Raw genomic sequence first — 24,552 nt, 5'->3', positions numbered from 1 at the left:
GTCTGACCAGAACTGGGACACGGTCCGACAGCGTGCGGAAAGAGGCGCGACAGCGGCGCCCCGCTAGCCTGGCGACATGGATCCTGAGATCTTCTACGTGCTGGTCGGATCGGTGGTCGTCGCGGCGATCGCGCGCTGGAGGGGCTGGCCCGCGCCGCTGCTCGTGACGGTCGTCGCGCTCGCCGTGTCGTTCATCCCCGCGGTGCCCAACCTGCGCATCGACGGGCATGTGCTGCTGAACCTCGTGCTGCCGCCGCTCCTGTACTCCGCGTCGCTGGACGTGTCGTTCGTGAGCTTCCGTCGCAGCATGCCGCAGATCCGCCGACTCGGCATCGGCCTGGTCGTCGTGACCACGGCCGTGGTCGGGCTGGTCGCGTGGCTCATCATGCCCTCGCTGACCCTGCCCGGTGCGCTGCTGCTCGGCGCGATCGTCGCCCCGCCCGACGCCGTCTCTGCCGCGGCGATCGGCCGCAGGCTCGGCCTGCCGCGCCGGGTGATGACCGTGCTGTCGGGGGAGAGCCTCATCAACGACGCGACCTCGCTGACGCTGTACCGCGTGTTCGCGGCGATCGTGGCCGGCGCGACGATCAGCCTCGGCGGGGCGTCTGGCAGTTCGTCGTGGCGGTCGTGGTCGGCGTCGCGATCGGCGTGGTCGCGGGCCTCGGCATGCACCAGCTGCGCATGCGCATCTCGGATCCGGTCGTCATCGGCACCTTCGGCCTGCTCGCGCCGTTCGGCGTGTACGCGATCACGGAGCACCTGGGCGGATCCGGCGTCCTCGGCGTCGTCGCGATGGGGCTCGTGGTCGGCTACAACGCGCCGCGCACGAGCTATGCCACGCGCATGCAGGAGGCGCCGATCTGGCTCTCGGCGGACTTCCTGCTGGAGGCGTTCGTGTTCGCGTACATCGGGTTGCAGCTGCCGCCGGTGATCGCGGAGCTGGGCGCGACCCAGGTCGCGGGCGTGCTGTGGCTCTCGGCCGCGGTGCTCGTGGCCGTGCTCATCGTGCGACCGCTGTTCGTGTACCCGGCATCGGCATGGGGCGCGTTCTGGTCGAAGCTGCGGCTGAAGCAGTTCGAGCGCACGCTGGAGTCGGGGCAGCTCGAGCATCGGATGCAGGCGGTCGAGGAGAAACGGGCACGGCGGGGCTGGTCGAGCCGTCGGCCGACCGAGGAGCAGCTGCGCGAGCGATTCCGCGAGTCGCAGCTGAGCTGGCGCGACAACGCGGTGATCTCCTGGGCCGGCATGCGCGGCGTGGTCACCCTGGCGACCGCGCTCGCCGCGGCGGATCTCGCGGGGCTCGACTCGGGCGCCGCGCACGCGATCGTCGTCGTCGCTTTCGTGGTGACGGTCGGCACCCTACTGCTGCAGGGGCTCACCCTGCCGCTGCTGATCAAGGGTCTCGGGGTCGCCGACGTGAGCGATGAGGAGGATGAGGACCGGCGCCAGCTCGCCCAGGTCCGCGCCCGCACGCGCGAGGCGGGCAAGGTCTTCCTCGACGCCAAGCGCAAGGCCTGGGAGGCGGAGCACGGACCCGAGGCGCTCGCCGGATTCGACCGTTTCGCGCAGCGCTTCACCCGTGTCGAGCGCGACACCGAGAAGGGCCAGCGGGAGGAGGACCGCATGCCGCGTCCGAGCCGCGACGAACTCGTCGGGCTGTCCAAGGGCTGGCTGCAGGTGCGTCGCGACGTGCTGATCGCCGAACGCGATGCGGGGGAGCTCAACGAGGAGGTCATGCGCGAGCTCATCACCGCGATGGACGCCGAGGAGCTCGCCCTCGACACCCGCCTGGCCAGCCCCACCGCGGAGCGCTGACATTCGGATCCTCACTCTCAAGATTGAATCCCACTTGGGGATTCATCGGAATATGATGGTGGCATGACCACTCAGATCGCCGTCCGACTGCCGGATCCTGTCGTGGAGTTCCTCGATCGCGAGGTCTCCGCCGGGCGGGCGAGCAGCCGTGCGGCGGTCGTGGCGTCCGCGCTCGAACGCGAGATGCGCCGTCTCCTGGCCGAGCGCGACGTCGAGATCCTGCAGCGCGAGGGCGCGGCCGACGACCTCGATGGCCTCGTCGACTGGGCGGCAGGACGTATGGAGCTAGACGGCTGATGCGCGAGATCTGCCTCGCGCGGCTCGACAAGACCCGTCCCGTGCTGGTGCTGACGCGCGAGGTGGCGCGGGCGGCGATGACCAAGGTCACGGTCGCACCCATCACCACGACCGTGAAGGGACTCAGCAGCGAGGTTCTCCTCGGGGCACAGAACGGGCTCGATCATGCCTGTGCCGCATCGATCGACAACGTCGTGACGATCCCGAGCGCGAGCCTCGGGCGCACGATCGGGTTCCTGTCCGAAGAGCAGGAGCGCCGGCTGGCTCATGCGATCGTGCTCGCGTTCGATCTCGAACTGCCGCTGATGGACTCGTGATTCGCGCGTAACGGAGGACGCATGCGAAAGGCCCTCGGATCCCGAAGGATCCGAGGGCCTCGTGCGCGACGGGGTATCAGCGCGCGGATCCGACCGCGGCCTCGTCGGCGGCGGACTCGACGGACTCCGGTGCCTCGTCCTCGATGTCCTCGGCGAACGGCAGGCCGTTGCGCGGGGCGTTGTAGAGGTCGAGGTCGAGGATGCCCTCGCGCTTGGCGACGATCGTCGGGACCAGCGCCTGGCCCGCGACGTTCACGGCAGTGCGGCCCATGTCGAGGATCGGGTCGATCGCGAGCAGCAGGCCGACGCCCTCGAGCGGCAGGCCCAGGGTCGACAGGGTGAGCGTCAGCATCACGATCGCGCCGGTGGTGCCGGCGGTCGCGGCGGATCCGACCACCGAGACGATCACGATCAGGATGTACTGCATGATGCTCAGGTCGATGTGGAAGAACTGGGCGACGAAGATCGCGGCGAGCGCCGGGTAGATCGCGGCGCAGCCGTCCATCTTCGTGGTGGCGCCGAGCGGCACGGCGAAGGACGCGTAGCCGCGCGGCACGCCGAGGTTGCGCTCGGTGACGCGCTCGGTGAGCGGGAGCGTTCCGATCGAGCTGCGGCTCACGAAGCCCAGCTGCACGGCCGGCCACACGCCGGTGAAGTACTGCTTGATCGAAAGACCGTGCGTCTTCACGAGGATCGGGTAGACCACGAACAGCACGAGCGCGAGGCCGAGGTAGATCGCACCGGCGAACCAGGCGAGCGAGGTCAGCTTGTCCCAGCCGTAGTTGATGACCGCGGATCCGATGAGGCCGAAGGTGCCGAGCGGGGCGATGCGGATGATCCACCACAGCACGCGCTGGATGACCTTGAGCAGCGACTCGGTGAAGGCCAGGAACGGCTCGGCCTTGCGGCCCGCCTTGAGCGCGGCGATGCCGACGACCGCGGCGACCACGATGACCTGCAGGATGTTGAAGTTCACCGAGGAGACGAACGTGCCCTGCGCCTCACCCGGGCTGGTGCTGACCGCGAGGCCGAGGAAGTTCTGCGGGATCAGGCCGAGGAGGAAGTTCCACCAGGTGCCCTGGGTCGCGACGGCGCCCTTCACCAGGTCGGTGCCGGCGTGCGCGCCGGGCTGGATCGTGATGCCGAGCACGATCCCGATCGAGACCGCGATGAACGCGGTGATCGCGAACCAGAGGATGGTCTGACCGGCGAGGCGCGCGGCGTTCTGCACCCGGCGCAGGTTGGAGATGCTCGCGACGATCGCGGTGAAGATGAGGGGCACCACGGCCGCGCGGAGCAGCGTGACGTACGAGCCACCGATCTTGTCGAGCGTGTCGGACAGCACCGTGTGCGTGTCGTGCGTCGCTCCCAGCTGGCGGCCGATGAGGCCGGCGGCGATGCCGAGCACGAGCGCGGCGAGGATCTGGAAGCCGAACGAGGTCAGCAGCTTGCGGACGGGACCGCGCGTGTCCGGCGCCTTCGGGCGTCGTGCGGTCGCAGAAGAGGTGCTCATGGAGACTCCAAGTCGGAGCGCGGGGATGCGCGGGAGACGGGGCGGCGCGTGGACCGCGCCGGATGTCTGCAACGCTATGCGTCCGCTGATATTCCGGGCCCGGGTGTGACGAACGATGACACGGCGCGCTCGCGGAGTCGCCTCACGGGTCGTTGAGCGAGCGCAGCGAGACGAAACGCGGCGCCCTCACGCGCCCCCCGGTCGTTGAGCGAGCGGAGCGAGACGAAACGCGGTGCGCTCGCGGACTCACCCGGATCCTTGCCCTCCCTCCCGCGGTCACCCCGCGCTGACGGTGCTCTCCGCGGCGAGCCACGCGTAACCGTCGGGGTCGACGAACGTTCCCTCCGCGACGACCGCGAGGCGGTGCGCTCCGGTGCCGTTCGGATCGATGCCGACCTGCTTGGCGAGGGAGGCGCGCTTGTAGAGGGCGAGCTTCACGTCGCCGGAGTCGAACTCGACGTAGGAGGGGAAGCTCTTCGCGACGGTCAGGCCCTGCTCCTGGTAGAAGCGCCTGCTGGCCTTGACGCTGTCGACGCCGAGCAGCAGCACGAGCCGCTCGACCTCGCCGGTGGCGGGTGCCGTCGCGGTCTTGTTCGCACTCGCGATCTGCCAGGCCGTGCCGTCGGGGGCGAGGAAGGAGCCGCCGTAGCCCCAGAGGCTCTTCGCGACCGGCTTGATGACCGTCGCACCGGCGGCCAGTGCCCGCTCGACGGCGGCGTCGACATCGCCCGGCTGGACGAAGATCAGCGAGGGCGCGAAGCCGCGGAAGCCCGTGCTCGGCGCAGAGGTCGCGCGCACGCCGACGCGGTCCGCGAGGCCCAGAGCGTCCCGGTAGAAGGTCTCGGCTGCCGGCACGGCGTCGGAGGTGGTCTCGATGATGATGCGCTGAATGTTCATGCTTCGAGTCTCGGATCCGGCTCGAAAGGGCGCTTCTCGATTCCTGCTCGATGCGGAGCGCGGTGTGCTCCTGCTCAGACCGGTGAGGGACCCTACGGGAACAGCTGATCCAGCACGGGCCAGTCGCCCGCGTCGAGCGCCTTCGTGGCGGCGTCCTGGGCGGCCGGTGAGACGTGCCCGGACAGGGACCGGGCCCAGAGCGCCCGAGCGGTGTCCAGATCGTGCGTGCGCACGGCGGCGCCCATCTCGTAGATCGTGCTGTTGTAGTCGACGGTGTTGGTCACGTTCGGGATCGCGTCGAACGGCATGTGGGGGTCGATCCAGGGGATCGTCGGATCCGGGCGGAGGATCAGCTGCGCACCGGGTTGGATCGCGCTGCCGAGTACATGATCGAAGACGCTGACGGATCCGTAGTCGATGCACAGCCGCCGCTCGATCGAGATCAGATTGTCGTTCGGCGCGACGATGTAGGAGTAGATGCCCTGAGCATTGCTGACGACCTCGCCGCGCGCGCCGGACCGCGCACCTTTGTCGGTCAGCGAGCTCGCGAAGACCAGCCTCGCCGTAGGCGCACTGTCGCCCTTGCTCGTGATGCTGATCGTCGCCTCCTCCGTCGGGCAATCATCGGATCCATCGTCCTTGCTCGGAGTGGGCGACGGCGTGGGAGCCGGCGCCGCCGTCCGAGGGGCTGAGGACACCGCACTCGCGCTCGGATGCTCCAGACCGGCGAGAGCGGCGAAGGCCGGATAGGCCAGCACGACCAGACCCGCGATGACGGCGGCGGCCGCGACCCCGGTGACGACCTTGGCTGCGCGGCTCACGAGGATCACCGTAGTGCGCTCGGGCGTGTCGACGCCATAGGATGCTGCGTGCGCCGGAACCCGACGGCCGCAGCCCGCCGTCGCAGTGAAGGACTCCGATGACTGACGCCCCCGCACGCCCTGTCCGCAGCACGCTCTCCCGACGCACGGTGCTCCGCGCCGCGGCGTGGAGCACCCCCGTCGTCGTCGCGGCGGCCGCAGTCCCGTTCGCCGCCGCGAGCGTCGCCGCGATCGATGCCGCCGGCGTGGCGCTCACGTTCACCGGACCGCAGTGGAGCTCGGAGTTCCGCCTGAGCGGCGTGCTCCAGCTGCCGCAGGCGGCCGCGACCGCGACGACGGTTTCGGCGACGGTCACCTGGCAGGGCACCGGATCCAACGGCGCCGCCCAGGGCCTCTACCTCTACAAGGGCAACATCCCGGGTGGAGATGCCGGCATCGTGGGCTGGACGACCGTGACCGGCGCGGCCGACGACCAGCTCCACCAGACCTTCGTGTTCGAGACGATCGTCCCCGCCGGCACGACGCAGACACCGGTCGTCTCGAGCTACGACGGTTCCACCGCGAACGGCTTCATGTACGGCGCGGAGACCCCGAACAACGGCACCGCGTTCTGGGACGGCGTGATCACGATCCGCTTCTCGGCACCGGGATTCGCCGACGCCGTGCTCACCGTGCCCTACGTCCAGTAGGTCCGGCGCTCAGCGGACTCGCTGTTCGGCAGTCTGTCGTACGGCGGGCCGCAGTGCAGTCAGTTGACGCAGGGGACGTTGCCCGACTGCAGGGGCGAAGACGAGTCCGTGTAGACCGGGTGCGGCGCCGGGGTCGACGCAGAGCCCGAGGAGCCGGACGAGCCGGAGCTGGATCCGGAGGACGACGACTTCGGGGAGGTGGACGGCGCGGCGGTCGGCGTCGGCGGGTTCAGCAGGTCGTGCACCTGCGCCCGGATCGCGTCGACGTCGACGATGTTCACGCTCTGCCCGTCGACCGTGTCGAAGTGGTCGATCGGCAGGGTCACGAACGAGATGTTGCCGCCGGCGAGGCTCTGCGCCTGCTGGGCGAACGACAGCAGATCCAGCTTGTCGTCCATCGCCACGTCCTTCTTCGCCACGTCGATGAGCTTCTGCAGCTTGCCGAAGTCCGTGAACGTCGACGCCTGCTTGAGCTTCACGGCCAGCGACACCATGAACGCCTGCTGACGCCGGGTGCGGTCGAGGTCCGTCATGTCGAAGTCGCTCGAGGTCGTGTCGCGACGCTGGCGCACGAACGCCATCGACTGCGCGGCGTTCAGCTCCTGCACGCCCGCGGGGAAGTCGGCCCCCGAGAAGGTGTCGGCGGTGGCGTGGTTCAGGCACACCGTGATCGGCTGCACGGCCTGCGCCACCTCATAGAACGCGGCCATCGTCACCTCGACGAAGTGGTCGATCCGCACGCCGCCGAGGAACGCGGACACCGTCTTGATCGTGCTCTGCCGTGCCGCCGTCCTGGACTGCTGGTACGCGTCGGCCTCGGCGACACCCTTGTTGGTGAGCTTCGTCATCGAGGCGTCCATGGCGTCGCCGTAGGCTTCCTTGATCTTGCCCTTGTCCACGCCGTCGGGGGAGTCGGGGAAGTCCACGTAGTCGTCGCGCGGGATCGAGATCCCCACGGCCTTGCCGCCGTTCGCGGGGATGTGGATCAGCATGAGCACGTTGGTGTTGTAGCCGCCGACCGATGCGTCCTCCGCATGGATCTGGTCGTAGATCGCCTGCGGGAACGGCTTGCCGTTCTCGTCCACACGGCTGTCCAGTCCCATGATCAGGATGTTCGACTCACCCGTGTTCTGCTCCGGGCCCGTCAGCCCCGCGATCGAGGAGCGGTGGATCCCGTTGTTCGCGTCGGCGTAGGTGATCGTGATGAACGCCGCGGCCGCGATCAGCGCGAGCACGACCACGGCGATGATGCCCACGGTCCACCGGCGTCGACGGTACATGCGGCGCCGGGCGGCGTGCTGGGGGCTCATCGTCATCGTGCGGATCCGTTCCTGGGGGACTGGGCTGTGGACGGGTCGGTGGGGTCGTGCCGCGGCGCGCTGTGCGGGTGCGCCGAGGGCCTCGTCGATCCTCCGACGGGGACCTGTGTGGACTCCGGGAATGACGTGGGAAGCGGCGTGTAGCATCGCGTTCCCCGTCGGACGTTCGTCCTCCACAGTCTGGTGTTGCGTGGGGTTGTTCCCTGTTTGGGAATTTGGGTTTGATCTGGGGTTCGAATGTCGGTGGTGGCGGGGAGGATGGGGGTATGAGGACGTTGGATGCGATCGCGGCGCTGATCCCGACCCTGGCCGGGCGGATCGGTGCGGGTGCGGGCGCGTCGGACGTGCAAGTGGTGATCGAGGGGTTGGGGGATGATGCGGCGGTGGCCGCTCTTGAGGAGATCTCCGAGAACGTTCGGTTGCTGGATCAGTTGCGGTTGATCGTCACGGGCGTGATCGCGGGTCGTTCGACGCGTGAGGCCGGTCATGGCGGGTTGGCGCAGTCGCGCGGGTTTCCGTCGGCGGTGTCGCTCGTGCAGCAGGTCACCGGTGTCACGAAGACCGAAGCCGCCCGGCAGGTGCGGGTCGGGGAAGCACTCCTCGAGGAGCCCCCGGGGGCGGGTGCTGATCCCGATCCGTGGGAGGGCGTGGCACCGGATGAGCCCCTTATGCGGGAGTGGCGGCAGGTGCTGCGGGACGGGTTGCGGTCCGGGGCGGTGACGTCGGCGCAGTTCGACGCGATCCGCCGCGGACTGGGCGACCCACCCACCCCACCAGAAGGGTGCTCCGACGCCGACCGTGCCACCCACGACCAGACCATCCGCGACGCGTGGGCCCAGGCCGCCGTGCAGTTGATCGAGGAGGCCTCACGGCGGACCGTGGAAGAACTCGCCACCGCCGCCCGGACGATCCGCGACCTGCTCGACCCCGACGGGGCAGAGGTGAGGTTCCTGGCCCGGTATGAGAAGCGGGCGTTTCGGACCTGGTTCGATCAGGACGGACAGCGTCGGGCATCGATCGCGTTCGACGACGAAGGCGGCGCGCTCGTGGACACGATCTTCGCGGCCGCGCTACGACCCCGCCGCGGCGGACCCCGATTCGTCGACCCCACCGAGAAGGCATCCGCCGCGGACCTCGCCGCAGACCCGCGCACCAACGACCAGCTCTCCTACGACCTGCTCCTCGACCTCATCCGCACCGGGGCTCTCGCCGACCCGACCACGGTGTTCGGCACCCGGCAGGCCGGCATCCGGCTCGTCCAGCAGGTCGCGGTCGATGGCACCCCCGGCCCGGTCGCCGTCACCGAAGACGGACTGGTCTCCGTCCCCGCCACGGTCGCGGAACGGCGCATCTGCGAGACCGGGGCAGTGACGGTGACCGTCGACACCTGCGGGAACCCGCTCGACGTGGGCCGCGAATCACGGCTCTTCACGCCGACCCAACGCATCGCCCTCGCGATCCGCGACGGCGGATGCCGATGGACCGGCTGCGACAGACCAGCCTCGTATTGCGAAGCCCACCACATCGACGAATGGGCCCGCGACGACGGACACACGAACATCGACCGGGGGATCCTGCTCTGCCGGTTCCACCACATGCAACTCCACCACAGCGGCCGGCACATCACCCGCGATCGGAAGGACGACTTCGTCCTCCACCACCCCGACGGGGAACAGGTAGTGCTGCACCCAAGACTCCCGCTCCGCTACGCCTGGGGAGACATCGACCCACCACCCCCACGAACCCACACCACCGCCTGAACCCGAGGGGGAGAGAACGAGGCGCCGTGCGGGCGGCGACACAGCCGGCTCAGGATCACGACGCCGAACAGATGCGCGGACTCCTTCCTCGTGCGACGATAAGCGCATGTTCATGGTGACGACGAACGATGTTCCCGGCTATCGCGTGACCCAGGTGCTCGGCGAGGTCATGGGCCTCACGGTGCGCTCGACGAACTTCGGGCAGGGCTTCACCGCAGGCTTCCGAGCCCTCGGCGGAGGCGAGATCCCTGAGTTCACGCAGCTCATGTACGAGAGCCGGTACGAGGTCATGAACCGGATGTGGGCGGAGGCGGTGCAGCGCGGCGCGAACGCCGTGATCGCGATGCGGTTCGACTCCGGCTCCCTCGGCAGCTTCAGCGAGATGTGCGCCTACGGCACGGCCGTCGTGATCCAGCCGGTCGACGGCGCCATGCTCGCCCCGGCGCAGCCCACTGCGCCTCCCGCGCCGCCCGCGGCCTGAGCTCGGCCGCATTCCACGGGCGGTGGTGCCTTCTCGGGATGGATCCGCGAGGATCGTCCTTCAACGTCGTGGAATCTGACGCGATCCTGAACCCGGCTCACTCGGCGGAGGTTCTGAGCTCGCGGACAGCTTCCCAGGCGCCGCGCGAGCGAGGCCGCCACCACGTCACGGTTCGTCGCACGGGTCAGCCGACGGCGAACAACGGCTTGCACCCCTCGCCCGGTCGTTACTCTCGATGTATCCGGCACGAACTGTGCCATCGCCCCCACCGGGCAACGAACAAGGAGTGACATGTTCGAGAGATTCACCGACCGAGCCCGTCGTGTCGTCGTCCTCGCCCAAGAAGAGGCGAAGATGCTCAACCACAACTACATCGGCACCGAGCACATCCTCCTCGGCCTCATCCACGAGGGCGAGGGAGCCGCCGCCAAGGCGCTGGAGTCGCTCGGCATCTCCCTCGAGTCCGTGCGCGAGCAGGTGCAGGACATCATCGGCCAGGGTCAGCAGCAGCCGACCGGCCACATCCCCTTCACGCCGCGCGCGAAGAAGGTGCTCGAGCTGAGCCTGCGCGAAGCGCTGCAGCTCGGCCACAACTACATCGGCACCGAGCACATCCTCCTCGGCCTCATCCGCGAGGGCGAGGGCGTCGCCGCCCAGGTGCTCGTCAAGCTCGGCGCCGACCTGAACAAGGTCCGCCAGCAGGTCATCCAGATGCTCTCCGGATCCCCGGGGCGCGAGCCCGCCGCCGTCTCCGGCGCCGCGCACGACACCCAGCAGCAGGCCCAGGGCGGATCCCAGGTGCTCGACCAGTTCGGGCGCAACCTGACGCAGGCCGCGCGCGACAACAAGCTCGACCCGGTCATCGGGCGCGAGAAGGAGATCGAGCGGGTCATGCAGATCCTCTCCCGCCGCTCCAAGAACAACCCCGTCCTGATCGGCGAGCCCGGCGTCGGCAAGACCGCCGTCGTCGAAGGCCTGGCCCAGGCGATCGTGAAGGGCGACGTCCCCGAGACGCTCAAGGACAAGCAGCTCTACTCGCTCGACCTCGGATCCCTCATCGCCGGATCCCGCTACCGCGGCGACTTCGAGGAGCGCCTGAAGAAGGTCACCAAGGAGATCCGCACGCGCGGCGACATCATCGTCTTCATCGACGAGATCCACACCCTCGTGGGTGCGGGCGCCGCCGAGGGCGCGATCGACGCGGCGAGCATCCTGAAGCCGCTGCTCGCCCGCGGCGAACTGCAGACGATCGGCGCCACGACGCTCGACGAGTACCGCAAGCACTTCGAGAAGGACGCCGCGCTCGAGCGCCGGTTCCAGCCGATCCAGGTCAACGAGCCGAACCTGCCGCACACGATCAACATCCTCAAGGGTCTGCGCGACCGCTACGAGGCGCACCACAAGGTGCAGATCACCGACGGCGCGCTCGTCGCCGCGGCGAACCTCGCCGACCGCTACGTGGCCGACCGGTTCCTGCCCGACAAGGCGATCGACCTGATCGACGAGGCCGGCGCCCGCCTGCGCCTGTCGATCCTGTCCTCTCCGCCCGAGCTGCGCGAGTTCGACGACAAGATCGCCAAGGTCCGCGAGGAGAAGGAGCTGGCCTCCGAGGAGCAGGACTTCGAGAAGGCGGCCTCCCTGCGCGACCAGGAGAAGGAGTTGCTCGCCGAGCGGCTGCGCCTGGAGAAGCAGTGGCGCTCGGGCGACGTCGCGACCAACGCGGTCGTCGACGAGGGCCTGATCGCCGAGGTGCTGGCCCAGGCCACGGGCATCCCGGTGTTCAAGCTCACCGAGGAGGAGTCCAGCCGCCTCGTCTTCATGGAGAAGGCGCTGCACCAGCGCGTCATCGGCCAGGAGGAGGCGATCGCCGCGCTGTCCAAGACGATCCGCCGTCAGCGTGCGGGTCTGAAGGACCCGAAGCGCCCCTCGGGCTCGTTCATCTTCGCCGGCCCCACGGGCGTCGGGAAGACCGAGCTCGCCAAGGCGCTCGCCGAGTTCCTGTTCGACGACGAAGGCGCCCTGATCTCGCTCGACATGAGCGAGTTCGGCGAGAAGCACACCGTCTCGCGGCTGTTCGGCGCCCCTCCCGGGTTCGTCGGCTTCGAAGAGGGCGGCCAGCTCACCGAGAAGGTGCGCCGCAAGCCGTTCTCCGTGGTGCTGTTCGACGAGATTGAGAAGGCCCACCCCGACATCTTCAACTCGCTGCTGCAGATCCTCGAGGAGGGCCGCCTCACCGACGGCCAGGGACGCGTCATCGACTTCAAGAACACCGTGATCATCATGACGACGAACCTCGGTTCGTCGGCGATCGCCGGTGGCCCGGTCGGCTTCCAGATCGAGGGCAACTCGCAGACGACCTACGAGCGGATGAAGGGCAAGGTCGACGAGGAGCTCAAGCGCAACTTCAAGCCCGAGTTCCTGAACCGTCTCGACGACGTCATCGTGTTCCCGCAGCTCAACAAGGACGAGCTGCGCCAGATCGTCGGCCTGTTCGTGAAGCGCCTGAGCGACCGCCTGCTCGACCGCGACATGACGGTGGAACTGACGGACGCCGCCAAGGACCAGCTCATCGAGATCGGGTTCGACCCGACGCTCGGCGCCCGACCGCTGCGTCGCGCGATGCAGCGCGAGGTCGAGGACCAGCTGTCCGAGAAGATCCTGCACGGCGAGCTCAGCCCCGGCGACCACGTGCACGTGGACGCGAAGGACGGGAAGTTCGTCTTCACGACGGGTCCGCGCGGCGAGAAGGTCTCGGTCGGCGTGAACACCGCCGGCACGATCCCGACCACGCCGGACATCGCGGCGGGCGCGGCCTGACCGGATCCGGAACCCGTACGACGAAGGGGGACGAGCACCTCGGTGCTCGTCCCCCTTTTCGTGCGTTCGACGGGGTCGTCGAGCGCCCTTCGTCTCGCTGCGCTCGCTCAAGGGCCCGCAGCGACGAGGCGAAGGGCGTCTCGCTCCCTGCGGCGGTGCTCGCTCAACGTCCTCGGAGAGGGCTGCCGGTCAACGGCTCCGTGCGGTGGACGGACGCCGGCGGTTCCGGGCGGAGCGGCGCGGGCGATGCGGCGCCGTGGATGCGGGCGCTCCGGCCACAGGGGCGGGCGCGCCGAAGGACTCCAGCGCGGTGCGCGCGGCGGAGAGGGACGGATAGCTGCCGAGGCGGCGGCTGTGTCGGTCGTGCAGGACGTGGGACGCGCCGTCGACGGCCACGAAACCGGCGTATTCGCCGTCCGTGGTCGCCACGTACACGTCGTGGTCGGCCTGTTTCCAGGTGATGTTCATCGTGATGCTTCTTCGTGCTGCCCGGCGGCGCGCGGCAGCCGGGAAAGTCGGATCCCGTCTGGACGCGCGAAAACGCATCGGTGCGATTCGCGACCCTTCGACGAGCTCAGGGACCGTTCCGGACGGGTGGATCCTGAGATCGCTATCGGGATCGGGCGGCGCGGCACCGAAGAGACGTCGGCAGGCCAGGCGCGCAATCCTTCACCTTAGCAGATCTGTTCTCCCGGCGCAGGCCGCCGGGTTCGGCGCCGCACGACACGGTGTCGGAGGCGGGCGTCCCGCCTTGCGCCGCCACGACGGGGAAGCCGGGCGCGGAGGTCGAATAGCATCGCCCTGGCAGCACTCGACGAGGAGGACGGAGACGGCGATGACGCGGTGGGACATCGAGGACATCGACGGGCTCATCTTCTCGGACGGTTGGCGCGCGGGATCAGGCGGCACCCAGCCGATCGTGTCGCCCGGAGACGGCGGCGTGGTCGCGCAGGCCGGACTCGCGGACGAGTCCGACGTCGCGCGCGCGGGCGCGAGCGCTGTCGCGGCGCAGAGCACCTGGGGGCGTACGTCGTACCGCACCAGGGCCGACGTGCTCAGGAAGGCGGCGGACGCGCTGCGCGAGATCCGGGCGGACGTCGAGCACGTCCTGATCCGGGAGAGCGGATCCCTGCCCGGCAAGGCCCGTCACGAGGTCGACAAGGCGATCGACGAGCTCGTGGCCGCGGCCGGCCTCGTCACGGTGTCGCAGGGCGACCTGCTGCCCGTCGAGGACCCCGGGACGATCGGGATGGCCCGGCGGATCCCCGTCGGCGTGGTCGGTGTGATCTCGCCCTGGAACGCCCCGCTCATGCTCGCGATCCGCTCCGTCGCGCCGGCGATCGCGCTCGGCAACGCCGTGCTGCTCAAGCCCGACGTCAAGACGGCGTTCTCCGGCGGTGCGGCGATCGCCGAGGTCTTCCGCCGTGCCGGGCTCCCGGACGGCGTGCTGCACGTGCTCCCCGGCGGCCCCGCGACGGGCGAGGCCGTGGTGCGCTCCCCGCATACGACCGTGATCTCCTTCACGGGCTCGTCGGCCGCGGGCCGCCGGGTCGGCGAGGTTGCGGGCGGCCTGCTCAAGCGCGTGGTGCTCGAACTCGGCGGCAACAACGCCTTCCTCGTCATGGCCGATGCGGATCTGGACCAGGCGGTCGCCGCGGGCGTCGCCGGATCCTTCCGCCATCAGGGGCAGATCTGCATGGCCACCGGCCGCCATCTCGTGCACGAGAGCATCGCCGACGAGTACGTCGAGCGTCTGCGCGCCGCCGCCGCGGCGCTCGTGCCCGGAGATTCGCTCGCCCCCGGCACGACGCTCGGGCCGCTCATCACCGCCGCGCAGACCGAACGCGTGCACGGGATCGTGCAGGCCGCGGTCGCGGACGGCGCGCGGGTCGTGCACGGCGGCGCCCACGACGGTCTGTTCTACGCGCCGACCGTGCTCGACGGCGTCGACGAGAGCAACGCCGCCTTCCGCTCGGAGATCTTCGGCCCGGTCGCCCCCGTCACCCGGTTCCGCACCGAGGACGAGGCGCTCGCACTCGCGAACGCGAGTGACTACGGCCTCACAGCCGCGATCCACACGCGCGACGTGGCCCGCGCCCTCGGCTTCGCCGCGCGGCTCAGAGCCGGCATGGTCGCGGTCAACGGGCAGACGATCTACGACGCCGCGCACATCCCGATGGGCGGCATCGGCGCCTCCGGCAACGGAGGCCGCCACGGCGGCCACTGGAACCTGGACGAGTTCACCTACTGGCAGTGGGTGACGGTCCCCACGATCTCGGGCTGAGACCCGGCCCGCGGGCGGAAGAGGACGTGCTGCTCCGAGGGGGACGGCACGTCCTCCTTCGTCGTCTTCGCGCACCGTGACGGGATGCGACATCGTGTCGGAAACGGCGGCCGACTTTCGCGCTCTCGGCACGTATCGTCGCGTTCCGGCGCCTCCCTAGCCTGGGATTCCCGCATTCGAGGAGGAATCCGTGACCGCATCCGTGAAGAGCCCCCGCGCCGCCCTGCCGCCCCTCGGCGAGGACGAGTGGCCCGAGGCCGTCGAGGTCGTCATCATGGGCGGCGGGCCGGTCGGCATGAGCTGCGCGATCCTGCTCGCCCAGCGCGGGATCGACGTGCTGCTCCTGGAGCGCCGCGACTTCGTGTTCCGCTTCCCCCGGGCGCATCTGCTCAATCCGCGCACCATGGAGGCGTTCCACGACATGGGCGTCGCGGAGGACATCTACGCGGCGACGCCGACCCACGACCGCTGGCGCAAGGCGGTCTGGTACACGACCGCGACGGGGCCCGGCCGTTTCGACGGGCTCAAGATCGGCGAGGTCCCGGCCTGGGGCGGTGGACCCGATGCGGAGCGGTACCGCGCCTCGAGCCCCCGCGCCTTCGCGAACATGCCGCAGCTGCGGCTCGACCCCCTCATCCACCGGCACGCGGTCGCCGCGGCGCCGGGCCGGATCCGCGCGAAGCAGGAGGTCGTCGGCATCCGACAGGACGCGGAATCCGCGACCGTCGAGATCCGCGACGTGCTCTCGGGCGAGGTGCGGGAGGTGCGTGCGCGCTACGTGATCGCGGCCGACGGCGGCCGCGACAGCGCGGCCCTGCTGGGCGTCGAGCTCGAAGGCCCCCGCGACATGCGCGAGGTCGTGAACTACCACGTCAGCCTCGACCTCTCCGCCTGGTCGGAGCCGGACGCGCTGCTCGGCCATTTCCTCCACCCCGCCGGCGGGGCGCGCCGGCGCGGCACGATCCAGGCCCTCGGCCCGACCCACTACGACCGCGATTCCGAGGAGTGGCTCGTCTCGGTCGCCGGCTGGATGGTCGAGGGGGATCCGGACGACGAGGCCGCGCTGTTCGACTCGATCCGCCGCATGCTCGGCCTCGGCGAGGACCACGCGATCACGATGCACTCGATGACCCGCTGGACCTACAACGGGCTCGTCGCCAAGGCGTTCCGCGCGGGGCACGTCTTCCTCGCGGGCGACGCCGCGCACAAGCATCCGCCGACCGGCGGACTCGGGCTGAACAGCGGCATCCAGGACGCGCAGAACCTCTGCTGGAAGCTGGCCGCGGTGCTCGACGGCCAGGCGCCGGACGCCCTGCTGGACAGTTATCAGGCCGAGCGCCGGCCGATCGTGGCCTGGTACACGGCGCACTCGCTCGAGAACGCGAACCGGCACCCTCCGATCGCCGTGGCACTGGGTTTCGGTGAGGACGAGGTCGAGGGATTCCGCAACCTCGAGGTGTTCGTGAGCGACACCCCGGAAGGGGAGGCGATGCGCGCCCGCGTCGCGGCCGAGGTCGCGCACAATGCGCACGACTACAGCCAGCTGGGCGTCGAGGCCGGGTTCCACTACGCGGCGGGCGCGCTGGTCCCCGACGGGACCCCGGTGCCGGGAGACCCCTCGGATCCGACCGACTTCCAGGCGACCTCGCGTCCCGGGCACCATCTGCCGCACGTCTGGCTGCAGAGCCGCAGGGCCCAGGACGGCACCGCGCCGTCCTCGCACGACCTCGTCGCGCGGGTGGGGCTGACGCTGCTCACGTCCACGTCCGCCGCCCCGCGCTGGCAGGAGGCGATCGACCTCATCGGCGGCGCCCTGCCGGTCACGGTCGTCGGGATCGACGACGCCGACGAGGCCTGGCGCGCCGCGCGCGAGATCGGCGACGACGGCGCGCTGCTCGTGCGCCCCGACCGCAAGGTCGCCTGGCGCACGGCCGAGATGCCCGCCGACCCCTCGATGGTGCTCGACGACGCGCTCGCGGTCATCCTCCGCGGCGGGCACGCCCCCGCCGAGGATCCGGCCGAGCCGTTCCTGAAGCGCATCCGCGCCGCGGCGAGCGTGCTCGTGCAGTGAGCCGGGGCCGCGGCGCCCGAACGGCGGCGCCCGAACGGCGGCGCCCGAACGGCGGCGTCGCAGGCGGAGCCGATTCGGACACCGTGTCGGATCCGCCCGGGGGAGATTCCCGCAGCCCGCCGATCCGCCGGGATCCGGGCTCTCATAGCGTCGAGACAGCGACGAAGCCCCCGGCCCTCCGGACCGCAGAAGACTCAGAAGGAGCCCCCGTGATCATCGATGTCCACGGCCACATGTCCGCCCCGGACGCGTACTACGCGTGGAAGGCCTCGCTGCTCGCCGCGCGGGGTTCGCACGGCGGCAAGCCTCCGGTCATCAGCGATGACGCCCTCATCGCGTCGTACAACGCGCCGCATCCGAGCTTCGGGAACATCTCGCACCTCGACCACATCGACGGCGCGGGCATCGATCTGCAGCTGCTCTCGCCGCGACCGTTCCACGCGATGCACTCGGAGCGCCCGACCAAGATCGTCGAGTGGTTCACGGCCGAGACCAACACTCTCATCCACCGGGCGACGGAGCTCTTCCCCGGCCGCTTCCAGGGCGTCGCCGGGATCCCGCAGAGCCCGTACCTGAGCGTCGAGCAGTGGCTGCCCGAGCTGCGCCGCGCCGTGACGGAGCTCGGCTTCGTGGGGGCGATGGTCAACTCCGACCCCTATGAGGGCACCGAGGTGCCGCCGGCGATGGGCGAGCGCTACTGGTACCCCCTGTACGAGGCGCTCTGCGAGCTCGACGTGCCGATGCTGCTGCACTCCGCGGGGTGCAAGTTCCCCTCCCGCGAGCCGTACAGCCTGCACTTCATCCAGGAGGAGACGGTCTCGGTCTGGAGCATGATCCAGGCGAACGTCTTCGCCGACTTCCCGGATCTGAAGGTGGTCGTCGCGCACGGCGGCGGCGCGATCCCGTATCAGATGGGCCGCTTCCTGCCCTCGGTCGTGCGCACCGGCGTCTCCTACCTCGACAAGCTGCGCAATTTCCACTTCGACTCCTGCCTCTACACGCAGGAGAGCCTGGAACTGCTGCTCAAGGCCGTCGGCACCGACCGGGTGCTCTTCGGATCCGAGAAGCCGGGCACCGGATCTCAGATCGATCCCGCGACCGGACGCTGGTTCGACGACATCCACCTGCTCATCGACGACATCGAGTGGCTCGACGACGACCGCCGCGCCGACGTGCTCGAGAACAACGCGCGCGCCCTCTTCCGTCTCTGACGGCCGCGTCCCGCACTCCGAGAAAGGATCCACCATGACCGAGATCGTCGCCGGATTCGGCACCTCGCACGGCCCGCAGCTCAAGGCCGCGCCGCCCGAGGCCTGGGAGACGCGCGGGGTCGCCGACCGCCGCAGCAAGGGCCTGAAGTTCCGTGGAGGCACGTACTCGTTCGACGAGCTCAAGGCCCTCCGCGAGGACTTCTCCGCCGAGATCACGCACGACGTCATGCAGCGCCGCTGGGACAGCTGCCAGGCGTCGATGGACTCCCTCTCCCGCTTCATCGCGGACCAGGACGTGGACGTCCTCGTGATCATCTCGAGCGACCACAAGGAGACCTACGGCGACGAGTGGCTCGCGCCGTTCTCGGTGTTCTGGGGCGACGAGGTCGCCCACGTGCCGTACACGCAGGCGCAGCTGGACGAGATGGCGCCCGGCCTCGCCGAGGCCGCGATGGGGGATGTGCCGGATCGCACGGTCATGCGGCCCACGCACCGCGCGCTCGGCAAGCACATCATCCAGTCCACCCAGGCGGACGACTTCGACACCGGCGCCACCGAGATCATCCCGGCCGGACGCTACGAGAACCACACGATCCCGCACGGCTTCGGCTTCATCTATCAGCGCTTCCTCGGCCAGGACTCGACGATCCCGATGGTGCCGATCTTCATCAACACGTTCTGGGAGCCGAACCCGCCGAGCGCCAAGCGCTGCTACGACTTCGGGCGCGCCGTCGGCCGGGCGATCCAGTCCTTCCCCGGGGATCTGCGGGTCGGCGTCGTCGCCTCGGGCGGCCTCAGCCACTTCGTGATCGACGAGAAGCTGGACTCCGAGTTCATCCAGGCGATGAAGGACCACGACGCCGACTACCTCTCCTCGGTCCCCGCGGGCGAGATGATGTCGGGCGCCTCCGAGCTGCGAAACTGGATCGCGGTCGCCGGCATCGCCGACGAGGTCGGCCTGAGCGTCACGAACGTGGACTACGAGCCGTGCTACCGCACGGAGGCGGGCACGGGCAACGCGATGGGCTTCCTCACCTGGGAGCCGAACGCCGGGGAGCGGAACGCCCGATGACCGATCCGATCGTCGCGGCGCTGCGCGGGCTCGACAGCTGCGCGGTGTCGGACGCGCTGGACGCGCTCGGGCTGCCCGGTGCGGTGACCGTGCTCGCACAGCGCTGGCCGTCCGCCACGGTGACGGCCGGCCGGGTGCGCACGGTCACCGCGGGTCCCAAGGCCACGAGCGGCCCCGCGACGCACATCGCGACGCCGCTCGTCGCCGTCGCGGAGCCCGACGACGTCGTGGTGATCGACAACCACGGCCGCACCGACGTGTCGTGCTGGGGCGGGCTGCTCGCCGAGGCCGCGGTGCTCCGCGGCGTCGCCGGCGTGATCGTCGACGGCGCCTGCCGTGACGTGCAGGAGAGCGCCGCGCTCGGCCTCCCCCTCTACGCGCGCGCCGCCGTGCCGGTGAGCGCGCGCGGCCGGATCGTCCAGCAGGCCGCAGACGAGCGGATCCAGGTCTCCGGCGTCTCGGTCGCCTCCTTCGACTACGTGATCGCCGACGTCAACGGCGTCGTCTTCCTCCCGGCGGACCGGGCGGAGCGCGTCGTCGCGCTCGCCCGGCGGATCGCCGACCGCGAGGAGCGCATGGCGGAGGCCGTCCGCGCGGGCCGCGACGTGAGCGAGGTCATGCACGACTCCCAGTTCCCGACCGTCACCGCAGAGGAGCGAACCCCATGACGGACCCCCTCATCGAGCGCTTCCGGGTGCTCGGCACCGCGACCGTCTCGGACGCGCTCGACAAGCTGCGCCGCCCAGGGAGCCTGCTCGGGCTCGCGCCCCTCGCCGACGGCCAGCATATGGTCGGCCGCGCCTTCACCGTCCGCTATGTCAGCGCCCAGGTGCCGGCCGGCACGGTCGGTGACTTCATCGATCAGGTGGAACCGGGCCAGGTCGTCGTTCTCGACAACGACGGGCGCGTGGACTGCACCGTGTGGGGCGACATCCTCACGGCCGTCGCGCACCACCGCGGGATCTCCGGGACCGTGATCGACGGCGTCTGCCGGGACACGCAGCGTGCCCTCTCGATCGGCTATCCGGTATACAGCCGGGGGCGCTTCATGCGCACCGGCAAGGACCGGGTCGAGGTCGCGGAGGAGCAGGGGCCGGTCACGATCGGCGGCGTCACGGTCCGTCCGGGCGACATCCTCCTCGGCGACTCCGACGGGGTCGTCGCGATCCCGCAGGACTGCGAGGCCGAGGTGCTCGAGGTCGCGGAGACGATCCACGCCCGCGAGGAGTCGATCCTCGCCGCGGCGCTCGGCGGGGCCTCGATCGCCGAGGCCCGTGCGCGCTACGGCTATCACGACCTGCAGCGGGCCGAGGCGTGAGCGCGGTGCACGAGCCCGACGCCGCCGAACTGCTGCGGCTCGGGAGCGCGACGCTGTACGAGGCGTCCGGGCTGGACTGCTTCCTGGACGCCGCGTTCCGTCCCGCCTGGGATGGTGCGGAGATCGTCGGTCGCGCGCTGCCGGTGTCGGCGCAGGCCGGAGACAACCTCGCCCTCCACCACGGCCTGGAAGCGGCGGGCCCCGGCGACGTGCTCGTGGTCGATGCCGGAGGGGCGCCCTTCGGCTACTGGGGCGAGGTCATGGCGGTCGCGGCGCAGGCGCGCGGCATCGCAGGGCTCGTGATCGACGGCGGCGTGCGCGACACCGTGCAGCTGCGGGAGCTCGGCTTCGCGGCGTTCAGCACCTCGATCTCGATCCGCGGCACGATCAAGCAGTGGCCCGGCACGATCGGGAGTCCTGTCACGCTGCGCGGGAGGGTCGTGAACGCGGGCGACCTCGTGGTCGCGGATCGTGACGGCGTCGCGATCCTGCCCTCCGGCGACGTCGACCGGATCCTGGACGCGGCTCGCGCCCGCGCCGCCAAGGAGGACGCCTACATGACGCGCCTGCGCGCGGGGGAGCTCACCCTCGACCTCTACGACTTCCGCCGCCTGGGGGATCCGATCCGCCGCGCGGCCGACACGAACGGAGCACGATGACCGGCATGCCGGACGCCGACGTCCTCATCATCGGAGCGGGGCCGGTGGGCCTGCTCGCCGCCCTCGACCTCTCGTCCCGCGGCGTCTCCGCGATCGTGGTGGAGACGCGCGACTTCCTGGAACCGCCGAACGTGAAATGCAACCACGTGGCGTCCCGCACGATGGAGAGCCTGCGCCGGCTGGGGATCGCCGCCGAGGTGCGCGCCGCGGGGCTGCCTGCCGACTACCCGCAGGACGTGGCCTTCCGCACCTCCCTCACGGGCATCGAGCTGTCCCGCATCCCGATCCCGGCGAGCGGGGAGCGGTACACCGCGACGGTCGGCCCCGACACGACCTGGGCGACACCCGAACCGCCGCACCGGATCAACCAGACCTTCCTCGAGCCGATCCTCGCCCGGCGCGCTGCCGCGGCGCCCGGGGTGACGCTCCTCAACCGCACCCGGTTCCACTCTTTCGCACAGGACGAGGACGGCGTCACCGCGACGATCAGCGACCTCGACGGGGAGAACGAGCGCACCCTGCGCGCCCGCTACCTCATCGGCGCGGACGGCGGGCGATCCGCCGTCCGCAAGCAGATCGGCGCGACGCTCAGCGGCGACCCCGTGCTGCAGCACGTGCAGTCCACCTGCATCCGCGCCCCGCATCTCTACGGCCTCATGTCGGCCGAGGAGCCGCGGGCATGGGGCTATTACACGTTCAACCCGCGGCGGGTCGGGCACGTCTACGCGATCGACGGCACCGGGACGTTCCTCGTGCACACCTACCTCTCGCCCGAGGAGGCGGAGGATCCCGGATCCGTCGACCGCGATGCCGCGATCAGGGCGATCCTGGGCGTCGAGGAGGACTTCTCGTACGAGGTCGTCTCGAAGGAGGACTGGGTCGCACGGCGGCTGCTGGCCGACCGCTTCCGCGACGGCCGGGTCTTCATCGCGGGGGACGCGTGCCACCTCTGGGTCCCGTTCGCGGGCTTCGGCATGAACGCGGGCATCGCGGACGTCCTGAACCTCACCTGGCTGCTGGGCGCGCGGATCGCCGGCTGGGCGGAGGAGCGGATCCTGGAGGCCTACCAGGCCGAGCGGCGTCCGATCACCGAGCAGGTCTCGCACTTCGCGATGAGTCACCAGCAGAAGCTCGCGAAGCCCGGGCTGCCCGCCGCTCTCGAAGAGGAGGGCGCGGAGGGGGACGACGCACGACGCGCCTTCGGCGTCGCCGTGCACGATCTCAACGAGCCGCAGTTCGCGGCGGCGGGCCTCAACTACGGCTACAGCTACGACGCCTCGCCGATCATCCGCTACGACGGCGGGACGGCCCCCGGCTACACGATGGGCACCTACTCGCCCTCGACCGTGCCGGGCTGCCGCGCCCCGCATCTCCGGCTCGAGGACGGGGCCTCGCTCTACGATCTGCTCTCCCCGGGATACACCGCGGTCTGCGCCCGCGGCGCGCAGGTCGACGTCCTCGCCGCGGCCGCGGAGCTCCGCGGGATCCCGTTCTCCGCGGTCGAGGTCGCTCGGCTGCCGGCGGAGTACGAGCACCCGATCACGCTCGTGCGGCAGGACCAGACCGTGGTCTGGCGGGGTGCGGCACCGACCGCGCCGGAGGCCGCCGCGCTCTGGGAGCTGCTCCGCGGGGCCGTCTGAGGCCGCCTGGAGGTCGCCGCGTTTCGTCCCGCTCCGGTTGCGCCGGGACTCGCTCAACGACCCCGGGACTCCTCCCGGGGCCGTTGAGCGCGGACGCCGCAGGCGACCGGGACGAAACGCGGTCCCCCCGGCAGGCGCCGTCGCTCAGCGACGGATGACCTTCGTCGCCGCCATCGCCTTGAGTCCCTCGACACCGAACTCCAGGCCGTAGCCGGAGGCCTTGGTGCCGCCGAAGGGGATCGACGGATCCACGCCGCCGTGCTGGTTGATCCACACCGTGCCGGCCTCGAGGCGCTGCGCCACGGCGGCGGCCTCATCGGCGTCGGGGCCCCAGACCGAGGCGCCGAGACCCTGTTCGGTGCCGTTCGCGCGGCGCACGGCGTCGTCGACGTCGGTGTAGCGCACGACGGGCAGCACCGGACCGAACTGCTCCTCGTCGACGATCGCGGCCCCGTCCTCCACGTCCGCGACGATCGTCGCGCGGTAGAAGAGCGGGCCGAGCTCGGCGGCCGGTTCGCCGCCCGTGACGATCCTGCCGCCGCGGTCACGGGCATCGTCGACGAGGCGCGCGACGATGTCGAACTGCGCCGGGTTCTGCACGGGCCCGAGCCGGTTGCCCTTGTCGTGCCCCGAGCCCATCGGCGCGGCAGCCGCACGCTCGGCGAGGGCCGCGACCACGTCGTCGTAGACCGAATCGTGCACGTAGAGGCGCTTGAGCGCGGCGCACACCTGGCCGGTGTTCATGAAGGCGCCCCAGAACAGCCGGTCGGCGACCGCGGCGACGTCCGTTCCCGGCAGCACGATCCCGGCGTCGTTGCCGCCGAGCTCGAGCGTGAGGCGGGCGAGGTTGTGCGACGAGCTCTCCACGATGCGGCGCCCGGTGGGCGTGGATCCGGTGAAGACGATCTTGGCGATGTCCGGGTGGGCGGCGAGCGCCGCGCCGACCTCGCGGTCCCCGGAGACGGCGGTGACGACGTCGGAAGGCAGGTGGCGACGGAAGATCTCGGCGAGGGCGAGCACGCTCAGCGGGGTGTTCTCCGAGGGCTTCATGACGACGGTGTTGCCCATGCGCAGTGCCGGCGCGATGTGCCAGACCGAGATCATGACGGGGAAGTTCCAGGGGCCGATGGAGGCGACGACGCCGAGCGGGACGTAGTGCAGCTCGGTGCGGGAGGAGCCCTCCTCGCGGAGCACCTGCGGCTCCAGGGCGGTGTCGGCGGCGGAGCGCAGCCAGTGCGCGGCGCCGTGCACCTCTCCGGCGCCGTCGATCTTGCCCTGCTCGGCGGTGACGATCTCGCCGAGCTCCTCGGCGTGCGCGTCGAGGTCGTCGGCGACGAGATGCAGCAGGCGGGAGCGCTCGGCGTGCCCGAGGGCGGCCCAGCCGGGCTGGGCGCCGCGCGCGGCCTCGATCGCGCGGTCCAGATCCGCCACCGTCCGGATCGGCGCCCGACCGACCTCCGCGCGGGTCGCGGCGTCGAGGATCGGGCGTCCTCCGGGGTTGGAGACCGAGGTCAGCAATGCGTTCATGGCAGCTCCCTTGCGTGCGGCGGGATCGGGGCGACCGGAGGAGG

General features: G+C 70.6%; 21 protein-coding genes and 1 pseudogene. 16 read left to right on the top strand and 6 right to left on the bottom strand.

Annotated features, from left to right (window positions below):
* Window positions 1-76 precede the first annotated feature (76 nt).
* The 4 genes and pseudogenes from ACIPY5_RS13695 to ACIPY5_RS13680 all read left to right on the top strand — a co-directional run.
* A pseudogene (locus ACIPY5_RS13695) lies at window positions 77-538 on the top strand (cation:proton antiporter); the annotation flags it as partial.
* 80 nt (window positions 539-618) lie between these two features.
* A complete protein-coding gene (locus ACIPY5_RS13690; protein ID WP_400971587.1) occupies window positions 619-1,815 on the top strand; it encodes a cation:proton antiporter in 1,197 nt (398 codons plus the stop codon).
* 63 nt (window positions 1,816-1,878) lie between these two features.
* Window positions 1,879-2,112 carry a hypothetical protein gene (locus ACIPY5_RS13685; RefSeq protein ID WP_400971585.1) on the top strand — a complete coding sequence of 78 codons (234 nt, stop codon included), beginning with the start codon at window positions 1,879-1,881 and terminating at the stop codon, window positions 2,110-2,112.
* Window positions 2,112-2,429 carry a type II toxin-antitoxin system PemK/MazF family toxin gene (locus ACIPY5_RS13680; RefSeq protein ID WP_400971583.1) on the top strand — a complete coding sequence of 106 codons (318 nt, stop codon included), beginning with the start codon at window positions 2,112-2,114 and terminating at the stop codon, window positions 2,427-2,429. Before ACIPY5_RS13685 ends, ACIPY5_RS13680 begins: the two co-directional genes overlap by 1 nt.
* Window positions 2,430-2,505: 76 nt before the next feature.
* Here the strand turns inward: ACIPY5_RS13680 and ACIPY5_RS13675 are convergent, their stop codons facing one another.
* The 3 genes from ACIPY5_RS13675 to ACIPY5_RS13665 form a co-directional block, all read right to left on the bottom strand.
* Window positions 2,506-3,942, bottom strand: coding sequence for a dicarboxylate/amino acid:cation symporter (locus ACIPY5_RS13675; protein WP_400971581.1), 1,437 nt, complete (start codon window positions 3,940-3,942; stop codon window positions 2,506-2,508).
* Between the two features lie 276 nt (window positions 3,943-4,218).
* Complete coding sequence (locus ACIPY5_RS13670) at window positions 4,219-4,839, bottom strand: glyoxalase (protein ID WP_400971579.1); 621 nt, start codon at window positions 4,837-4,839, stop codon at window positions 4,219-4,221.
* Window positions 4,840-4,931: 92 nt separating this feature from the next.
* On the bottom strand, window positions 4,932-5,660 hold the full coding sequence (locus ACIPY5_RS13665) for a hypothetical protein (RefSeq protein WP_400971577.1): 729 nt from the start codon (window positions 5,658-5,660) through the stop codon (window positions 4,932-4,934).
* A 98-nt stretch (window positions 5,661-5,758) separates the two neighbouring features.
* Between ACIPY5_RS13665 and ACIPY5_RS13660 the strand changes: the two genes are divergently transcribed.
* Window positions 5,759-6,349 (top strand): hypothetical protein, encoded by a 591-nt coding sequence (locus ACIPY5_RS13660; RefSeq protein WP_400971575.1) that lies wholly within the window; start codon window positions 5,759-5,761, stop codon window positions 6,347-6,349.
* Window positions 6,350-6,408: 59 nt separating this feature from the next.
* Here the strand turns inward: ACIPY5_RS13660 and ACIPY5_RS13655 are convergent, their stop codons facing one another.
* Entirely contained in the window at window positions 6,409-7,665 is a 1,257-nt protein-coding gene (locus ACIPY5_RS13655) for an LCP family protein (RefSeq protein ID WP_400971573.1), read from the bottom strand.
* A gap of 269 nt (window positions 7,666-7,934) precedes the next feature.
* Here ACIPY5_RS13655 and ACIPY5_RS13650 point away from each other — a divergent pair, with 269 nt between their 5' ends.
* From ACIPY5_RS13650 to ACIPY5_RS13640, 3 genes are all read left to right on the top strand, one after another.
* On the top strand, window positions 7,935-9,428 hold the full coding sequence (locus ACIPY5_RS13650) for a DUF222 domain-containing protein (RefSeq protein ID WP_400971571.1): 1,494 nt from the start codon (window positions 7,935-7,937) through the stop codon (window positions 9,426-9,428).
* A 106-nt stretch (window positions 9,429-9,534) separates the two neighbouring features.
* Window positions 9,535-9,909, top strand: a complete 375-nt coding sequence (locus ACIPY5_RS13645) for a YbjQ family protein (protein WP_400971569.1) — start codon at window positions 9,535-9,537, stop codon at window positions 9,907-9,909.
* 291 nt (window positions 9,910-10,200) lie between these two features.
* Window positions 10,201-12,726: an ATP-dependent Clp protease ATP-binding subunit gene (locus ACIPY5_RS13640; protein WP_309341361.1), complete on the top strand. Its 2,526-nt coding sequence runs from the start codon at window positions 10,201-10,203 to the stop codon at window positions 12,724-12,726.
* A 189-nt stretch (window positions 12,727-12,915) separates the two neighbouring features.
* On the opposite strand, the gene ACIPY5_RS13635 is transcribed toward ACIPY5_RS13640, so the two are convergent.
* A complete protein-coding gene (locus tag ACIPY5_RS13635; RefSeq protein WP_400971567.1) occupies window positions 12,916-13,194 on the bottom strand; it encodes a hypothetical protein in 279 nt (92 codons plus the stop codon).
* Window positions 13,195-13,561: 367 nt separating this feature from the next.
* Here ACIPY5_RS13635 and ACIPY5_RS13630 point away from each other — a divergent pair, with 367 nt between their 5' ends.
* From ACIPY5_RS13630 to ACIPY5_RS13595, 8 genes are all read left to right on the top strand, one after another.
* On the top strand, window positions 13,562-15,010 hold the full coding sequence (locus ACIPY5_RS13630; RefSeq protein WP_400971565.1) for an aldehyde dehydrogenase family protein: 1,449 nt from the start codon (window positions 13,562-13,564) through the stop codon (window positions 15,008-15,010).
* Between the two features lie 190 nt (window positions 15,011-15,200).
* Entirely contained in the window at window positions 15,201-17,081 is a 1,881-nt protein-coding gene (locus ACIPY5_RS13625; protein WP_400971563.1) for an FAD-dependent monooxygenase, read from the top strand.
* A gap of 209 nt (window positions 17,082-17,290) precedes the next feature.
* Entirely contained in the window at window positions 17,291-18,292 is a 1,002-nt protein-coding gene (locus ACIPY5_RS13620; protein ID WP_400971561.1) for an amidohydrolase family protein, read from the top strand.
* Between the two features lie 34 nt (window positions 18,293-18,326).
* Complete coding sequence (locus ACIPY5_RS13615) at window positions 18,327-19,364, top strand: hypothetical protein (RefSeq protein ID WP_400971559.1); 1,038 nt, start codon at window positions 18,327-18,329, stop codon at window positions 19,362-19,364.
* Entirely contained in the window at window positions 19,361-20,032 is a 672-nt protein-coding gene (locus tag ACIPY5_RS13610) for an RraA family protein (RefSeq protein ID WP_400971557.1), read from the top strand. Before ACIPY5_RS13615 ends, ACIPY5_RS13610 begins: the two co-directional genes overlap by 4 nt.
* A complete protein-coding gene (locus ACIPY5_RS13605) occupies window positions 20,029-20,682 on the top strand; it encodes an RraA family protein (protein ID WP_400971555.1) in 654 nt (217 codons plus the stop codon). Before ACIPY5_RS13610 ends, ACIPY5_RS13605 begins: the two co-directional genes overlap by 4 nt.
* Window positions 20,679-21,341 (top strand): 4-carboxy-4-hydroxy-2-oxoadipate aldolase/oxaloacetate decarboxylase, encoded by a 663-nt coding sequence (locus ACIPY5_RS13600; RefSeq protein WP_400971553.1) that lies wholly within the window; start codon window positions 20,679-20,681, stop codon window positions 21,339-21,341. Before ACIPY5_RS13605 ends, ACIPY5_RS13600 begins: the two co-directional genes overlap by 4 nt.
* On the top strand, window positions 21,338-22,981 hold the full coding sequence (locus ACIPY5_RS13595; RefSeq protein ID WP_400971551.1) for an FAD-dependent monooxygenase: 1,644 nt from the start codon (window positions 21,338-21,340) through the stop codon (window positions 22,979-22,981). Before ACIPY5_RS13600 ends, ACIPY5_RS13595 begins: the two co-directional genes overlap by 4 nt.
* A gap of 144 nt (window positions 22,982-23,125) precedes the next feature.
* On the opposite strand, the gene ACIPY5_RS13590 is transcribed toward ACIPY5_RS13595, so the two are convergent.
* Window positions 23,126-24,508, bottom strand: a complete 1,383-nt coding sequence (locus tag ACIPY5_RS13590) for an aldehyde dehydrogenase family protein (protein ID WP_400971549.1) — start codon at window positions 24,506-24,508, stop codon at window positions 23,126-23,128.
* Window positions 24,509-24,552 lie beyond the last annotated feature (44 nt).

This window comes from Microbacterium sp. NPDC089698, from assembly GCF_044749045.1.
GTDB lineage: Bacteria > Actinomycetota > Actinomycetes > Actinomycetales > Microbacteriaceae > Microbacterium.
Note: the sequence above shows the minus strand (reverse complement) of the source record. Positions and strands in the feature narration are given on the sequence as shown.

What these genes read in the sequence shown, in the direction of transcription:
- ACIPY5_RS13685 (WP_400971585.1), top strand. Translation starts at nt 1,879, where the DNA reads ATGACCACTCAGATCGCCGTCCGACTGCCGGATCCTGTCGTGGAGTTC.
- ACIPY5_RS13680 (WP_400971583.1), top strand. Translation starts at nt 2,112, where the DNA reads ATGCGCGAGATCTGCCTCGCGCGGCTCGACAAGACCCGTCCCGTGCTG.
- ACIPY5_RS13675 (WP_400971581.1), bottom strand. Translation starts at nt 3,942, where the DNA reads ATGAGCACCTCTTCTGCGACCGCACGACGCCCGAAGGCGCCGGACACG.
- ACIPY5_RS13670 (WP_400971579.1), bottom strand. Translation starts at nt 4,839, where the DNA reads ATGAACATTCAGCGCATCATCATCGAGACCACCTCCGACGCCGTGCCG.
- ACIPY5_RS13660 (WP_400971575.1), top strand. Translation starts at nt 5,759, where the DNA reads ATGACTGACGCCCCCGCACGCCCTGTCCGCAGCACGCTCTCCCGACGC.
- ACIPY5_RS13655 (WP_400971573.1), bottom strand. Translation starts at nt 7,665, where the DNA reads ATGACGATGAGCCCCCAGCACGCCGCCCGGCGCCGCATGTACCGTCGA.
- ACIPY5_RS13650 (WP_400971571.1), top strand. Translation starts at nt 7,935, where the DNA reads ATGAGGACGTTGGATGCGATCGCGGCGCTGATCCCGACCCTGGCCGGG.
- ACIPY5_RS13645 (WP_400971569.1), top strand. Translation starts at nt 9,535, where the DNA reads ATGTTCATGGTGACGACGAACGATGTTCCCGGCTATCGCGTGACCCAG.
- ACIPY5_RS13640 (WP_309341361.1), top strand. Translation starts at nt 10,201, where the DNA reads ATGTTCGAGAGATTCACCGACCGAGCCCGTCGTGTCGTCGTCCTCGCC.
- ACIPY5_RS13635 (WP_400971567.1), bottom strand. Translation starts at nt 13,194, where the DNA reads ATGAACATCACCTGGAAACAGGCCGACCACGACGTGTACGTGGCGACC.
- ACIPY5_RS13630 (WP_400971565.1), top strand. Translation starts at nt 13,562, where the DNA reads ATGACGCGGTGGGACATCGAGGACATCGACGGGCTCATCTTCTCGGAC.
- ACIPY5_RS13615 (WP_400971559.1), top strand. Translation starts at nt 18,327, where the DNA reads ATGACCGAGATCGTCGCCGGATTCGGCACCTCGCACGGCCCGCAGCTC.
- ACIPY5_RS13610 (WP_400971557.1), top strand. Translation starts at nt 19,361, where the DNA reads ATGACCGATCCGATCGTCGCGGCGCTGCGCGGGCTCGACAGCTGCGCG.
- ACIPY5_RS13605 (WP_400971555.1), top strand. Translation starts at nt 20,029, where the DNA reads ATGACGGACCCCCTCATCGAGCGCTTCCGGGTGCTCGGCACCGCGACC.
- ACIPY5_RS13595 (WP_400971551.1), top strand. Translation starts at nt 21,338, where the DNA reads ATGACCGGCATGCCGGACGCCGACGTCCTCATCATCGGAGCGGGGCCG.
- ACIPY5_RS13590 (WP_400971549.1), bottom strand. Translation starts at nt 24,508, where the DNA reads ATGAACGCATTGCTGACCTCGGTCTCCAACCCCGGAGGACGCCCGATC.